Source organism: Flavobacterium chryseum (genome assembly GCF_004362015.1).
Classification (GTDB): domain Bacteria; phylum Bacteroidota; class Bacteroidia; order Flavobacteriales; family Flavobacteriaceae; genus Flavobacterium.
This window is the reverse complement of sequence record NZ_SNWW01000012.1, coordinates 43461-58397: the sequence shown is the minus strand read 5'-3', so window position 1 is coordinate 58397 and position 14937 is coordinate 43461. Positions and strand designations below refer to the sequence as shown.

The 14937-nt window shown below is 34.4% G+C and carries 11 protein-coding genes and 1 tRNA gene; 11 read left to right on the top strand and 1 reads right to left on the bottom strand.

Annotated features, from left to right (window positions below):
• Positions 1–13: 13 nt before the first annotated feature.
• The 11 genes from EV143_RS18975 to EV143_RS18925 all read left to right on the top strand — a co-directional run bounded on the left by EV143_RS18975 (position 14) and on the right by EV143_RS18925 (position 13180).
• Positions 14–84, top strand: a tRNA-Trp gene (locus tag EV143_RS18975).
• 18 nt (positions 85–102) lie between these two features.
• A complete protein-coding gene (secE, locus tag EV143_RS18970; RefSeq protein ID WP_041517377.1) occupies positions 103–300 on the top strand; it encodes a preprotein translocase subunit SecE in 198 nt (65 codons plus the stop codon).
• Between the two features lie 10 nt (positions 301–310).
• Positions 311–862 carry a transcription termination/antitermination protein NusG gene (nusG, locus tag EV143_RS18965; protein ID WP_133509511.1) on the top strand — a complete coding sequence of 184 codons (552 nt, stop codon included), beginning with the start codon at positions 311–313 and terminating at the stop codon, positions 860–862.
• A gap of 67 nt (positions 863–929) precedes the next feature.
• Positions 930–1367, top strand: a complete 438-nt coding sequence (gene rplK, locus EV143_RS18960; RefSeq protein WP_007807442.1) for a 50S ribosomal protein L11 — start codon at positions 930–932, stop codon at positions 1365–1367.
• A 13-nt stretch (positions 1368–1380) separates the two neighbouring features.
• Positions 1381–2070 carry a 50S ribosomal protein L1 gene (rplA, locus tag EV143_RS18955; RefSeq protein WP_007807440.1) on the top strand — a complete coding sequence of 230 codons (690 nt, stop codon included), beginning with the start codon at positions 1381–1383 and terminating at the stop codon, positions 2068–2070.
• A 22-nt stretch (positions 2071–2092) separates the two neighbouring features.
• Positions 2093–2596 (top strand): 50S ribosomal protein L10, encoded by a 504-nt coding sequence (gene rplJ, locus EV143_RS18950; protein WP_056195154.1) that lies wholly within the window; start codon positions 2093–2095, stop codon positions 2594–2596.
• A gap of 89 nt (positions 2597–2685) precedes the next feature.
• On the top strand, positions 2686–3057 hold the full coding sequence (gene rplL / locus EV143_RS18945; protein ID WP_007807437.1) for a 50S ribosomal protein L7/L12: 372 nt from the start codon (positions 2686–2688) through the stop codon (positions 3055–3057).
• A 261-nt stretch (positions 3058–3318) separates the two neighbouring features.
• Entirely contained in the window at positions 3319–7131 is a 3813-nt protein-coding gene (gene rpoB / locus EV143_RS18940; protein WP_133509510.1) for a DNA-directed RNA polymerase subunit beta, read from the top strand.
• Between the two features lie 302 nt (positions 7132–7433).
• Positions 7434–11744, top strand: a complete 4311-nt coding sequence (gene rpoC, locus EV143_RS18935) for a DNA-directed RNA polymerase subunit beta' (protein WP_133509567.1) — start codon at positions 7434–7436, stop codon at positions 11742–11744.
• 11 nt (positions 11745–11755) lie between these two features.
• Positions 11756–12067 (top strand): DUF3467 domain-containing protein, encoded by a 312-nt coding sequence (locus tag EV143_RS18930; RefSeq protein ID WP_059116017.1) that lies wholly within the window; start codon positions 11756–11758, stop codon positions 12065–12067.
• A 372-nt stretch (positions 12068–12439) separates the two neighbouring features.
• Positions 12440–13180: a hypothetical protein gene (locus tag EV143_RS18925; protein ID WP_133509509.1), complete on the top strand. Its 741-nt coding sequence runs from the start codon at positions 12440–12442 to the stop codon at positions 13178–13180.
• A gap of 99 nt (positions 13181–13279) precedes the next feature.
• On the opposite strand, the gene EV143_RS18920 is transcribed toward EV143_RS18925, so the two are convergent.
• A complete protein-coding gene (locus tag EV143_RS18920) occupies positions 13280–14872 on the bottom strand; it encodes a peptide chain release factor 3 (protein ID WP_133509508.1) in 1593 nt (530 codons plus the stop codon).
• Positions 14873–14937 lie beyond the last annotated feature (65 nt).

Genomic DNA, 14937 nt, shown 5'->3' with positions numbered 1-14937 from the left:
CTGGCTTTTAATTACGGGCGTAGTTCAAGGGTAGAATAGCGGTCTCCAAAACCGTTGATGGGGGTTCGAATCCCTCCGCCCGTGCAATATAAAATATATCAAATGACAAAAGTTACTAATTATTTATCAGAGGCTTTCGAAGAGTTAAAGTCAAATGTTACTTGGCCTGCTTGGGCTGAGGTTCAAAAATTGACAATTGTTGTAGCTGTATTTTCGGTTTTATTCGCTTTGGCAACATGGGGTGTAGACGAATTTTTTGCAAAAGCTTTGGCTGGATTTTTTAACTGGTTAAAAGGATAATTTTTTTGTGATGGCAGATAATAATGTGAAAAAATGGTATGTGGTTAGAGCTGTAAGCGGACAAGAAAATAAAGTCAAAACTTATATCGAAACTGAGATTGCCAGACTAGGTATGGGTGATTATGTTTCCCAAGTTTTGGTACCTACAGAAAAGGTAGTTACTGTAAAAGAAGGAAAGAAAATGTCTAAGGATAAAGTTTATTTCCCTGGATATGTTATGATCGAAGCCAATTTAGTTGGTGAGATACCTCATATTATTAAGTCTATTACTAGTGTAATTGGATTTTTAGGTGAGATCAAAGGCGGAGAACCTGTTCCTTTGAGACTTTCTGAAGTAAATAGAATGTTAGGTAAAGTGGATGAGCTGGCTGTAAATACAGATACTCGTGCTATTCCTTTCAACTTAGGCGAAACTGTTAAAGTGATCGATGGTCCTTTTAACGGATTTAACGGAACAGTTGAAAAAATCAATGAAGAAAAGCGTAAACTTGAAGTAATGGTGAAAATTTTCGGAAGAAAAACGCCATTGGAATTGAGTTTCATGCAAGTTGAAAAAGTATAATTTTTGTTACATCTATAATAACCACTATAATCGCTTCCAATGATTATGGTGTTAAATTTTTTAAAAAATGGCTAAAGAAATTAGTAAGGTAGTTAAACTACAAGTTAAGGGAGGTGCTGCGAATCCGTCGCCACCGGTTGGACCTGCTTTAGGAGCTGCTGGGGTTAATATCATGGAGTTCTGTAAGCAATTTAATGCTAGAACACAAGATAAACCTGGCAAAATATGCCCAGTACAAATTACTGTGTATAAAGACAAATCATTTGATTTTGTTGTTAAGACTCCTCCAGCTGCTGTCCAATTATTGGAAGCTGCAAAGCTAAAGTCTGGATCAGGTGAACCAAATCGTAAAAAAGTAGCTAGTGTTACTTGGGACGTTATCAAAGCAATTGCTGAAGATAAAATGGTAGACTTAAATGCATTTACAATCGAATCTGCAATGAGCATGATCGCTGGAACTGCTAGGTCTATGGGTATAACTGTATCAGGAGATGCTCCTTTTTAATTAAGAGAAAGAAATGGCAAAATTAACAAAAAAGCAAAAAGAGGCTGCTTCAAAAATTGAAAAGAACAAACTATACTCTTTGAAAGATGCAGCTGCATTGATTAAAGTTATAGCTTCTGCAAAATTTGATGAGTCTGTTGATATCGCAGTTCGTTTGGGTGTAGATCCAAGAAAAGCAAATCAAATGGTTAGAGGTGTGGTTACATTACCTCACGGAACAGGTAAAGACGTTAAAGTATTAGCATTGGTTACTCCAGATAAAGAAGCGGAAGCTAAAGAAGCTGGGGCTGATTATGTAGGTCTTGACGATTATTTACAAAAAATTAAAGATGGTTGGACAGATGTTGATGTAATTATCACTATGCCAGCTGTTATGGGTAAATTAGGTCCATTAGGTCGTATTTTAGGACCTAGAGGTTTAATGCCAAACCCTAAAACAGGTACAGTAACTATGGATGTTGCTAAAGCTGTTGCAGAGGTTAAAGCTGGTAAAATTGACTTTAAAGTTGATAAAACTGGTATCGTACATGCAGGAATTGGTAAAGTTTCTTTTGGAGCTGAGCAAATTTATGACAATGCACACGAAATTATTCAAACATTAATCAAACTTAAACCAACTGCTGCTAAAGGTACCTACATTAAAGGTATTCACCTTACAAGCACTATGAGTCCTGCAATTGCATTGGACCCTAAAGCAGTATAATTGGTAGTTAATAATTTTTAGTATGACTAGAGAAGAAAAATCAATCGCGATTGAAGATTTAACTGCACAGTTAGCTGGTACAAATATTATTTATGTATCTGATATTTCTGGATTAAACGCAGAAACTACTTCAAGCTTGAGAAGAGCTTGCTTTAAAGCAGGTATAAAATTAGAGGTAGTAAAAAACACTTTGCTTGCAAAAGCAATGGAAGCTTCTGCTAATGACTATGGTGATTTACCTTCAGTATTGACTGGTAATAGTGCTATATTTATTTCAGATGTTGCAAATGCACCTGGAAAAATAATTAAAGATTTCAGAAAAAAATCAGCAAAACCTGTATTAAAAGGAGCTTATATTAATTCTGAAATTTACATTGGAGATGATCAATTAGATGCATTAGCAACTATTAAATCTAAAGAAGAACTTCTTGGAGAACTTATTGGATTATTGCAATCACCAGCACAAAGAATTATTTCTGCTTTACAAAACAAATTCGCTGGTAGCGAAGAAGAAGCTGAAGCATAATAATTCAATACAAGGGAATTTCCTTGTAGCTTAATTAGCGCACAATAAACAAAATATAATTTTACAAATCATTTTAAACGATAGAAAAAATGGCAGATTTGAAACAATTCGCAGAACAATTAGTTAACTTAACAGTTAAAGAAGTTAACGAATTAGCAACAATATTAAAAGACGAGTATGGTATCGAGCCTGCTGCTGCAGCTGTAGTAGTTGCTGCTGGTGGTGGAGAAGGTGCTGCTGAAGAAGCACAAACTGAATTTACAGTTGTATTAAAAGAAGCTGGTGCTTCTAAATTAGCAGTTGTAAAATTAGTTAAAGAACTTACAGGCTTAGGTTTGAAAGAAGCTAAAGATGTAGTTGACGGTGCTCCAAGTAACGTTAAAGAAGGTGTTTCTAAAGAAGAGGCTGAAGGTCTTAAAAAATCATTAGAAGAAGCTGGAGCTGTAGTTGAACTTAAATAAGTTTACTCGGTTTTAAGAACTAGGTTTAGGTCTTGAGTCAACGCTCAATGGCCTAAACCATTTTTCGTATAATAAAATATTACAAGTTTTATTATCACATAGTTTAAAATACGAAAAAGTTTTTGATCAATACGAAGAAAAAAATTGAACTCATTTTCTTGTTCATTTTAAAGATGTATTGATTTTAAAAAGAAGGTATTAATTAAACATTGTGTTTTTACACAAAAATTTACTTTTTTTTAATCAAAATTTTGTCCATTGATGATAACAAATCAGACTGAAAGATTGAATTTTGCCTCTACAAAAAATATTCCTGACTATCCAGATTTTCTAGATGTTCAGGTTAAATCTTTTAAAGATTTTTTTCAATTAGAAACTAAATCTGACGAAAGAGGCAACGAAGGGTTGTACAATACCTTCATGGAAAACTTTCCAATCACAGATACAAGAAACAACTTTGTATTGGAGTTCCTAGATTATTTTGTTGATCCACCACGTTATACAATTCAAGAATGTATAGAGAGAGGTCTTACTTATAGTGTACCTTTAAAAGCCAGGTTGAAACTATACTGTACAGATCCAGAACACGAAGATTTTGAAACTATTGTACAAGATGTTTATCTTGGAACAATACCTTATATGACTCCAAGCGGTACTTTTGTTATCAATGGTGCTGAGCGTGTAGTAGTATCTCAACTACACCGTTCTCCTGGGGTTTTCTTTGGACAATCATTCCACGCAAATGGAACAAAACTTTATTCTGCCAGAGTAATTCCTTTTAAAGGATCTTGGATAGAATTTTCTACAGATATAAACAGCGTAATGTATGCTTATATCGATAGAAAGAAAAAATTACCGGTTACAACTTTATTCCGTGCAATTGGGTTCGAAAGAGATAAGGATATCCTTGAAATCTTTGACCTTGCTGAAGAAATTAAAGTTTCTAAAACTGGTATTAAAAAATATATTGGAAGAAGACTTGCTGCACGTGTATTGAACACTTGGCACGAGGATTTCGTTGATGAAGATACCGGTGAGGTAGTTTCTATCGAACGTAACGAAATCATCCTTGATCGTGATACAATTATCGATAAAGATAATGTTGAAGAAATCATCGATTCTAACGTTAAATCTATTTTGTTGCACAAAGAGGATAATAACCAAGCAGATTATGCTATTATCCACAACACGTTACAAAAAGATCCAACAAACTCTGAAAAAGAAGCTGTTGAGCATATTTACAGACAATTGCGTAATGCAGAACCGCCTGATGAAGAAACTGCTCGTGGTATTATAGATAAATTATTCTTCTCTGATCAACGTTATAACTTAGGTGAAGTTGGTCGTTATAGAATGAACAAAAAACTTGGTTTAGATATCCCAATGGAAAAGCAAGTGCTTACCAAAGAAGATATCATTACCATTGTAAAATATTTGATCGAATTGATCAACTCTAAAGCAGAGATTGATGATATTGATCACTTATCAAACCGTCGTGTTAGAACAGTTGGAGAACAATTGTCTCAACAATTCGGTGTTGGTTTAGCACGTATGGCTAGAACTATTCGTGAGAGAATGAACGTTAGAGATAACGAGGTGTTTACACCAATCGATTTGATTAATGCTAAAACATTATCATCGGTTATCAACTCTTTCTTTGGTACTAATCAGTTGTCTCAATTTATGGATCAAACAAATCCATTAGCTGAGATTACACACAAGAGAAGACTTTCTGCCCTTGGACCTGGTGGACTTTCGAGAGAGAGAGCTGGTTTTGAGGTTCGTGACGTTCACTATACACACTATGGTCGTTTATGTCCGATTGAAACTCCAGAGGGACCAAACATTGGTTTGATTTCATCTCTTGGTGTTTATGCAAAAGTTAACGGAATGGGTTTCATCGAAACTCCTTACCGTAAAGTAACAAATGGTGTAGTTGATTTAGAAAGTACTCCTATTTACTTAAGTGCTGAAGAAGAAGAAGGAAAAATGATTGCTCAGGCAAACATTGAAATGGATGCTTCTGGTAAAATTACAGCTAGCAATGTTATTGCTCGTGAGGAAGGTGACTTCCCAGTTGTTGAGCCATCAGCAGTACATTATACAGACGTTGCACCTAACCAGATTGCTTCGATTTCGGCTTCATTGATTCCTTTCTTGGAACATGATGATGCGAATAGAGCCTTGATGGGATCTAACATGATGCGTCAGGCGGTTCCTTTGATCCGTCCGGAAGCACCAATTGTTGGTACTGGTTTAGAGCGTCAGGTGGCTTCAGATTCTAGAGTATTGATTAATGCTGAAGGAGATGGAACTGTAGAATATGTTGATGCTAACATCATTACTATCAAATACGACCGTACTGAAGAAGAAAGAATGGTAAGTTTTGATGCTGATGAAAAAACATACAACTTAATTAAATTTAGAAAAACCAATCAAGGAACAAGTATCAACTTGAAACCAATCGTAAGAAAAGGTGACAGAGTTATTCTTGGACAAGTATTATCAGAAGGATATGCTACTCAAAATGGTGAATTAGCTTTAGGTAGAAACTTAAAAGTTGCGTTCATGCCATGGAAAGGGTATAACTTTGAGGATGCGATTGTAATTTCTGAAAAAGTAGTTCGTGATGATATTTTTACTTCTATCCACGTTGATGATTATTCATTAGAGGTTAGAGATACGAAGTTAGGAAATGAAGAGTTAACAAACGATATTCCTAACGTTTCTGAAGAAGCTACTAAAGATTTAGATGAAAACGGTATGATCAGAATTGGAGCAGAGGTTAAACCTGGCGACATTCTAATCGGAAAAATTACACCAAAAGGAGAATCAGATCCTACTCCGGAAGAGAAATTGCTTCGTGCAATCTTCGGGGATAAAGCAGGTGATGTAAAAGATGCTTCATTAAAAGCGTCTCCATCTTTACACGGTGTAGTTCTTGACAAAAAATTATTTGCAAGAGCCGTAAAAGATAAACGTAAACGTACTCAGGATAAAGATGCTTTAGGCGCTTTAGAAATGGAGTTTGAAACTAAATTTGTTGAATTAAAAGACAGATTGGTTGAAAAATTATTCTTGATCGTTAACGGAAAAACATCTCAAGGTGTAATGAATGATTTGGGTGAAGAAGTTTTACCAAAAGGTAAAAAATATACTCAAAAAATGCTTTACGCAGTAGAAGATTTTGCTCACTTAAGCAAAGGTCAATGGGTTGCTGATGATGCTACTAATAAAATGGTTAATGATTTAATTCATAACTATAAAATTAAGCTGAACGACTTACAAGGATCTTTAAGAAGAGAAAAATTCACTATTACAGTTGGAGATGAATTACCATCTGGAATCTTGAAATTAGCGAAAATTTATATCGCTAAAAAACGTAAACTGAAAGTAGGGGATAAAATGGCGGGACGTCACGGTAACAAAGGTATTGTTGCTAGAATCGTTCGTCATGAAGATATGCCTTTCCTTGAAGACGGAACACCGGTAGATATCGTATTGAATCCACTTGGGGTACCTTCACGTATGAACATTGGTCAGATTTATGAAACTGTTCTTGGATGGGCTGGACAAAATTTAGGTAGAAAATTTGCTACTCCAATTTTTGATGGTGCAACTTTAGATCAAATTAATGAATTAACTGATGAGGCTGGAGTACCACGTTTCGGACATACACACCTTTATGATGGTGGTACTGGAGAGCGTTTCCATCAAGCAGCGACTGTGGGTGTAATTTACATGCTTAAATTAGGACACATGGTTGATGATAAGATGCACGCACGTTCTATCGGACCATACTCGTTGATTACACAACAACCACTTGGAGGTAAAGCTCAATTTGGAGGTCAGCGTTTTGGAGAAATGGAGGTTTGGGCACTTGAGGCTTATGGAGCATCAAGTACACTACGTGAAATCTTAACAGTTAAGTCGGATGACGTTATTGGTAGAGCTAAAACTTACGAAGCTATCGTTAAGGGTGAATCTATGCCAGAGCCAGGATTACCTGAATCATTCAATGTATTAATGCATGAATTAAAAGGTCTTGGACTTGACATTCGTTTAGAAGAATAATAAGTATTAAGTAGTTTTCAGTTTTCGGATAGCAATATCTGAAAACTGATTACTCATTTATAAAAGTTTTTAGGATTTATACCCGTAAACCGTTCCGATTTTTTATATAAACCTGAAAAGTTTTATAATTAGCACTTCAAAATTTGTTTGAAGTTTAGAGAAGTAATCCGAGGTAGTGTTTAAGTCGAAAGTTTGAAAGTCCAAAGTCTAAAGTCGTTCGTGGCTTTAAAAACTTTATGACATTTGACTTTAGACTAAATAAAATCAATTTTTTAATTGCAGATAAATCAATAGTAAAAACTATGATGAATAATAGAAATAATAATAAGGATAAAAATCCAGTTAAAAGATTTAATAAAATCTCAATTGGATTAGCTTCACCAGAATCTATCTTGAAAGAATCAAGAGGAGAGGTGTTGAAACCAGAAACAATTAACTACAGAACTCACAAACCTGAGCGTGACGGACTTTTCTGCGAAAGAATCTTCGGACCTGTTAAAGATTTTGAATGTGCTTGTGGTAAATATAAAAGAATTCGTTACAAAGGGATCATCTGTGACCGTTGTGGTGTTGAAGTTACTGAGAAAAAAGTACGTCGTGACAGAGTAGGACACATCAACCTTGTTGTGCCAATTGCACATATCTGGTATTTCCGTTCTCTTCCAAACAAAATTGGTTATATCCTTGGTCTTCCATCTAAGAAATTAGATATGATCATTTACTACGAAAGATATGTAGTAATTCAAGCTGGTATTGCTAAAAATGCAGAAGGAGAATCATTACAAAGATTAGATTTCTTGACTGAAGAAGAATATTTGAATATTTTAGATACTCTTCCGCAAGAAAACCAATATTTAGATGATATGGATCCTAATAAATTTGTTGCCAAAATGGGAGCAGAGTGTATTATGGATTTATTAGCTCGTATTGATTTAGATGCTTTATCTTATGAATTAAGACACAGCGCTAACAACGAAACATCTAAACAACGTAAAACTGAAGCTTTAAAAAGATTACAAGTTGTTGAGTCTTTCCGTGAGTCTAACTTAAACCGTGAAAATCGTCCTGAGTGGATGATTATGAAAGTGGTACCAGTTATTCCACCAGAATTGCGTCCGCTTGTTCCACTTGATGGAGGTCGTTTTGCAACTTCAGATTTAAATGATTTATACCGTCGTGTAATCATCCGTAATAACCGTTTAAAAAGATTAATGGAGATTAAAGCTCCGGAAGTTATCTTAAGAAACGAAAAACGTATGTTACAGGAATCTGTAGATTCATTATTTGATAACACTCGTAAAGCTTCTGCTGTTAAAACAGAATCTAACAGACCATTAAAATCATTATCAGATTCCTTAAAAGGTAAGCAAGGACGTTTCCGTCAAAACTTACTTGGAAAACGTGTGGATTATTCTGCTCGTTCGGTAATTGTTGTTGGTCCTGAATTAAAATTATTCGAATGTGGACTGCCAAAAGATATGGCATCTGAATTATACAAACCTTTCGTGATCCGTAAATTGATTGAAAGAGGAATTGTTAAAACAGTAAAATCTGCTAAGAAAATTATAGACAAAAAAGAGCCTGTAGTTTGGGATATCCTTGAAAATGTAATTAAAGGACACCCTGTATTGCTTAACCGTGCTCCTACGTTACACAGACTTGGTATTCAAGCTTTTCAACCAAAATTAATTGAAGGAAAAGCGATCCAATTGCACCCATTAGTATGTACGGCTTTCAACGCCGATTTTGATGGGGATCAGATGGCAGTTCACTTGCCATTAGGACCAGAGGCTATTTTAGAGGCACAATTATTAATGTTGGCTTCTCACAATATCTTGAATCCTGCAAATGGTGCTCCAATTACTGTACCTTCTCAGGATATGGTCTTGGGTCTATATTATATGACCAAAGAACGTATCTCAACTCCAGAACATGTAATTTTAGGTCAAGACTTAACTTTCTATTCTGCTGAAGAAGTAAATATCGCATTAAATGAAGGAAGATTAGAATTGAATGCTCGTGTAAGAATCAGAGCAAAAGATTTTAATGAAGCCGGAGAGTTAGTGTACAAAATTATTCAAACAACTGCAGGACGTGTATTATTTAATGAAGTAGTACCTGAAGCAGCTGGATATATCAATGATGTATTGACTAAGAAAAACCTTAGAGATATTATTGGACACATTTTAAGTGTGACTAATGTACCTACTACTGCTGCTTTCTTGGACAATATGAAAGATATGGGTTATAAATTCGCATTTAGAGGAGGTTTATCTTTCTCTCTTGGTGATATTAGAATTCCAGAGCAAAAAACAAAATTAATTGCAGATGCCAGAGAGCAAGTTGAAGGTATTTCTGTGAATTATAACATGGGTCTTATTACCAATAACGAACGTTACAACCAAGTTATTGATGTTTGGACTTCAGCAAATGCTCAATTGACAGAATTAGCAATGAAAAATATTAGAGAAGACCAACAAGGTTTCAACTCTGTATATATGATGCTTGATTCTGGAGCGAGGGGTTCTAAAGAACAGATTCGTCAGTTAACTGGTATGCGTGGTTTGATGGCTAAGCCTAAAAAATCTACTGCTGGTGGTGGGGAAATTATTGAAAACCCGATTCTTTCTAACTTTAAGGAAGGTCTTTCGATTCTTGAGTATTTCATTTCTACTCACGGTGCTCGTAAAGGACTTGCGGATACGGCTCTTAAAACTGCCGATGCCGGATACTTAACAAGAAGGCTTCATGACGTTTCACAAGATGTTATTGTTAACATCGAAGATTGTGGTACATTAAGAGGTGTTGAAGTTTCTGCTTTGAAGAAAAATGAGGAAATTGTTGAATCTTTAGGAGAAAGAATTTTAGGACGTGTTGCATTGCAAGATGTTATAAATCCTCTTACTAACGAAGTATTAGTTCAATCAGGTCACCAAATTACTGAAGCAATCATGAGAGTTATCGAAGCTTCTCCGATTGAAAAAGTAGAGGTTAGATCTCCATTAACTTGTGAGGCTTTAAAAGGTATTTGTGCTAAATGTTACGGTAGAAACTTAGCTACCGGAAAAATGACACAAAGAGGTGAAGCTGTCGGAGTTATTGCCGCTCAATCTATTGGAGAGCCAGGTACACAGTTAACACTTCGTACGTTCCACGTTGGAGGGGTTGCAGGAGGTATTTCTGAAGAATCTAGTATTGTTACAAGATTCAACGGTAGACTTGAGATTGAAGATTTAAAAACTGTAAAAGGTGAAGATAGTGAAGGTAATGCGGTTGATATCGTAGTATCACGTTCAACTGAATTAAAATTAGTTGATGAGAAAACTGGAATCGTCTTAAATACACATAATATTCCTTACGGTTCTAGTATCTTCGTTAAAGACGGAGAAACTGTTACTAAAGGATCTGTAATCTGTAAGTGGGATCCATATAATGGTGTAATTGTTTCTGAATTTACTGGTAAGATTGCTTACGAGGATTTAGAGCAAGGACAATCGTTCATGGTTGAAATCGATGAGCAAACAGGTTTCCAGGAAAAAGTAATTTCTGAAGCTAGAAATAAAAAATTAATTCCAACTTTATTGGTTTACGGTAAAGAAGGTGAATTGATTCGTTCGTATAACTTACCAGTAGGAGCCCACCTTATGGTTGAGAACGGTGAGAAAATTAAAGCCGGTAAAGTATTAGTAAAAATTCCACGTCGTTCTTCTAAAGCAGGAGATATCACGGGAGGTTTACCAAGAATTACTGAGTTGCTTGAGGCTCGTAACCCTTCAAACCCAGCAGTTGTTTCTGAAATTGACGGTGTTGTTTCTTTTGGAAAAATCAAAAGAGGTAACCGTGAAATTGTTATCGAATCTAAATTTGGTGAGATTAAAAAGTATTTAGTTAAACTTTCAAGCCAAATCTTAGTACAAGAAAATGACTTCGTAAGAGCAGGAGTACCATTGTCTGACGGTGCAATTACACCAGACGACATCTTAAGAATTCAAGGACCGGCTGCTGTTCAACAGTACTTGGTAAATGAAATTCAAGAGGTATACCGTTTACAAGGGGTAAAAATTAATGACAAGCACTTTGAGGTAGTTATTCGTCAAATGATGCGTAAAGTAAGAGTTCAAGATCCAGGAGATACATTATTCCTAGAAGATCAATTAATTCACACTAAAGATTTTATCGTTCAAAATGATAAATTATACGGTATGAAAGTAGTTGAAGACGCTGGAGATTCTGCTGTATTGAAACCAGGTCAGATTATTTCTCCTCGTGATTTACGTGATGAAAACTCATTGTTGAAACGAACTGATAAAAATCTTGTTGTAGCAAGAGACGTAATTACTGCAACTGCAACGCCAGTTTTACAAGGTATTACAAGAGCTTCGCTACAAACTAAATCATTCATCTCTGCTGCTTCTTTCCAAGAAACAACAAAAGTACTTAACGAAGCTGCTGTAGCTGGTAAAGTAGATGATTTAGAAGGATTAAAAGAAAATGTAATTGTTGGACACAGAATTCCTGCGGGAACTGGTATGAGAGAATATGATAATACTATCGTAGGATCTAAAGACGATTACAATGAAATGATGGCGAATAAAGAAGAATATATTTATTAATTAGGGAAACTATGAGTAATCCGAAACAACAACAAGAGCAAATTAATATTGAGTTAGACGAAACTATTGCAGAAGGAATTTATTCTAATCTTGCGATTATAAATCACTCATCATCAGAGTTTGTTTTAGATTTTGTGAGCATTATGCCGGGTATTCCTAAAGCCAAGGTAAAGTCAAGAATTGTCTTGACACCACAACATGCTAAAAGATTATTGAAAGCAATTGGTGAAAATATTCATCGTTTTGAAGCCGCTCATGGCGAAATCAAAGACACTGAACAAGCACCAATACCGCTTAATTTTGGTCCTGCAGGACAAGCATAAATTTTAAAAGCCCCAGTAATGGGGCTTTTTTTTATTTGTAATTTTAAATAAATGCAGTTTACCCGATTAATTTCACTTTCATCGAGTATATTTCTTTTGTAAGTGTTATTCTCTTAATTTCGATATTCCTAATAAAAGATTAATTTTTTAGAATATAATGACTTAGTATAAGGTTGATTAATTCAAATTAATAAAAAAAGCGCTAGTGAAAATTAGCGCTTTTTTTTATTTAAGATCTTTCAGGAATTAAAATCGCAATAAAAATTGTGCTGAATAAAAATAATTTTACTTTCTTTCCAACCTTTTTATAAAAAATGTTCTCTATATAAGTAATAAGTATCTGTAAAAGATTTTAACTTAATAAAGTATAGTATGAAAAAGAAATTCACCTTAGAAATAGCAAACCCTTGTTCTGAAAATTTTAATAAAATGATTCCTAATGCAAGTGGTTCATTTTGTAATTCGTGCGCAAAAAATGTAATCGATTTGAGTAGGAAATCAAATTCTGAAGTTGCTAAATTTATCGCAGAGAGTAAAGATGCAACCATTTGTGCGAGACTAAAAGTAACACAATTAGAAGAAGAATTTCAATATAACGAAACTTCCAGACTTAATAATTTTAAATATGCAGCTATAGCAGCATCTGTTTTAATAGCATCAAATGTTGTTGGACAAGAAAAAGAAATAGTGAAAACGGAAGTAAATCGTCCATACCCGAATATGCATACTATGGGTAAAGTAGCATATACTAAAGTTGTTGAAGAAGAAGTTTCAATAACCGTAAAAGGGAAATTATTAGAAGCTAAAACAAGAAGGCCATTTAACAGCAAAAAATATCCAAATTTAGCACTTACTATAAACAGTTCTTCGGGTACAATAAAAGTAAATTCTAAAACGGGAGAGTTTTCAATTCCTGTGCAAGTTTTGAAAAACAGTAAAACTCTGGAAGTTACTATTACTGGAGATGATTATTATCTTTCAAAAACAATTCCGTTTGATATAAAGTCAGTTAAAAATGATATACTTTTTCAAAATATAATTATTGCCGAAGATGAACTTTCAAAAATTATGATTGCGGGAGGATTGGGTATTAATTATATTGATGGAAAGTAATTAAATATCTGAAATAAACATCTTGAAATTTCATGGAGATAAAAAAATGCCGTCTAAATTGCTTTAGACGGCATTTTTGTTTTCCTTTTAAAGAGGATATTAATCAAATTCTGAAGTGAAGAATAATTTCACACTCGGATATTTATTTTGTGTCATTTGAATCGTAAAATCAGAATCAGCTAAAAACACCAATTGACCATACTTGTCATGCGCTAAGAATTTTTGTTTGATACGTTTAAATTCTTTAAACTCATCGTTTTTGGCATCATCAGGTTTTACCCAACAAGCTTTATGAACTGGGAAATTTTCATAAGTACATTTTGCACCGTATTCATGTTCTAAACGATATTGAATTACCTCATATTGAAGTGCTCCAACAGTTCCAATTATTTTACGATTGTTCATTTCTAAAGTAAACAACTGCGCAACACCTTCATCCATCAACTGATCAATTCCTTTGTCTAGCTGCTTGGCTTTCATAGGATCAGCATTATTGATGTATCTAAAGTGTTCTGGAGAGAAACTCGGAATTCCTTTAAAACTCATAATTTCGCCTTCAGTCAAAGTATCTCCAATTTTAAAGTTTCCAGTATCATGCAAACCAACAATATCACCAGGATATGAAATATCAACGATTTCTTTTTTCTCAGCAAAAAATGCATTTGGACTAGAGAATTTTAAATTTTTCTTTTGACGAACATGGTAATAGGGTTTGTTTCTTTCAAAAGTTCCGGAAACAATTTTTATAAATGCTAAACGATCTCTATGTTTTGGATCCATATTAGCGTGAATTTTAAAAACAAATCCGCTCATTTTTTCCTCAGCAGGATTTACTAAACGTGTTTCAGAATCTTTTGGTCTTGGTGATGGAGCGATTGTAACAAAACAATCTAACAATTCGCGAACTCCAAAATTATTCAAAGCTGAACCAAAAAATACAGGCTGAATTTTTCCGTCTAAATAATCCTGACGTTCAAATTTAGGATATACTTCATCTATCAATTCTAATTCTTCACGTAATTTATCTGCTGGTTTTTGGCCAATAATTTTATCTAATTCCGGATTATTCTGAACATCAGAAAAAGCAATTGTTTCCTCAATATTTTTACGGCTGTCTCCACTAAAAAGATTAATGTTTTGCTCCCATAGATTGTAAATTCCCTGAAAATCATAACCCATTCCGATAGGGAAACTTAAAGGCGTAACTGTTAGACCAAGTTTTTGTTCTACTTCATCCATTAAGTCAAAAGCGTCTTTTCCTTCACGGTCTAATTTATTAATGAAAACAATCATCGGAATATTACGCATTCTACAAACCGCGACTAATTTCTCCGTTTGTTCCTCAACTCCTTTTGCAACGTCAATAACAACAATAACACTATCAACTGCAGTTAAAGTTCTAAAAGTATCTTCGGCAAAATCCTTATGACCTGGCGTATCAAGAATATTGATTTTTTTGTCTTTATAATTAAAAGCAAGTACAGATGTTGAAACCGAAATACCTCTTTGGCGTTCGATTTCCATGAAATCACTTGTTGCTCCTTTTTTAATTTTATTATTTTTTACAGCTCCAGCTTCCTGAATTGCACCTCCAAACAACAATAATTTTTCAGTTAAAGTTGTTTTACCGGCATCAGGATGCGATATAATTCCGAATGTTCTTCTACGTTGTATTTCTTTTAAAAAGCTCATATTTTGTATAAATAGGTTGCAAAAGTACTATTAATTACGGCTTAATAAAAATATTCACTTCTTAA

Excerpts from the sequence above, each read along its gene's own strand:
- EV143_RS18920 (WP_133509508.1), bottom strand. The coding sequence starts at position 14,872 with ATGAGCTTTTTAAAAGAAATACAACGTAGAAGAACATTCGGAATTATA.
- rplJ (WP_056195154.1), top strand. The coding sequence starts at position 2,093 with ATGACTAGAGAAGAAAAATCAATCGCGATTGAAGATTTAACTGCACAG.
- rplA (WP_007807440.1), top strand. The coding sequence starts at position 1,381 with ATGGCAAAATTAACAAAAAAGCAAAAAGAGGCTGCTTCAAAAATTGAA.
- rplL (WP_007807437.1), top strand. The coding sequence starts at position 2,686 with ATGGCAGATTTGAAACAATTCGCAGAACAATTAGTTAACTTAACAGTT.
- EV143_RS18925 (WP_133509509.1), top strand. The coding sequence starts at position 12,440 with ATGAAAAAGAAATTCACCTTAGAAATAGCAAACCCTTGTTCTGAAAAT.
- rpoB (WP_133509510.1), top strand. The coding sequence starts at position 3,319 with ATGATAACAAATCAGACTGAAAGATTGAATTTTGCCTCTACAAAAAAT.
- nusG (WP_133509511.1), top strand. The coding sequence starts at position 311 with ATGGCAGATAATAATGTGAAAAAATGGTATGTGGTTAGAGCTGTAAGC.
- rpoC (WP_133509567.1), top strand. The coding sequence starts at position 7,434 with ATGATGAATAATAGAAATAATAATAAGGATAAAAATCCAGTTAAAAGA.
- secE (WP_041517377.1), top strand. The coding sequence starts at position 103 with ATGACAAAAGTTACTAATTATTTATCAGAGGCTTTCGAAGAGTTAAAG.
- EV143_RS18930 (WP_059116017.1), top strand. The coding sequence starts at position 11,756 with ATGAGTAATCCGAAACAACAACAAGAGCAAATTAATATTGAGTTAGAC.
- rplK (WP_007807442.1), top strand. The coding sequence starts at position 930 with ATGGCTAAAGAAATTAGTAAGGTAGTTAAACTACAAGTTAAGGGAGGT.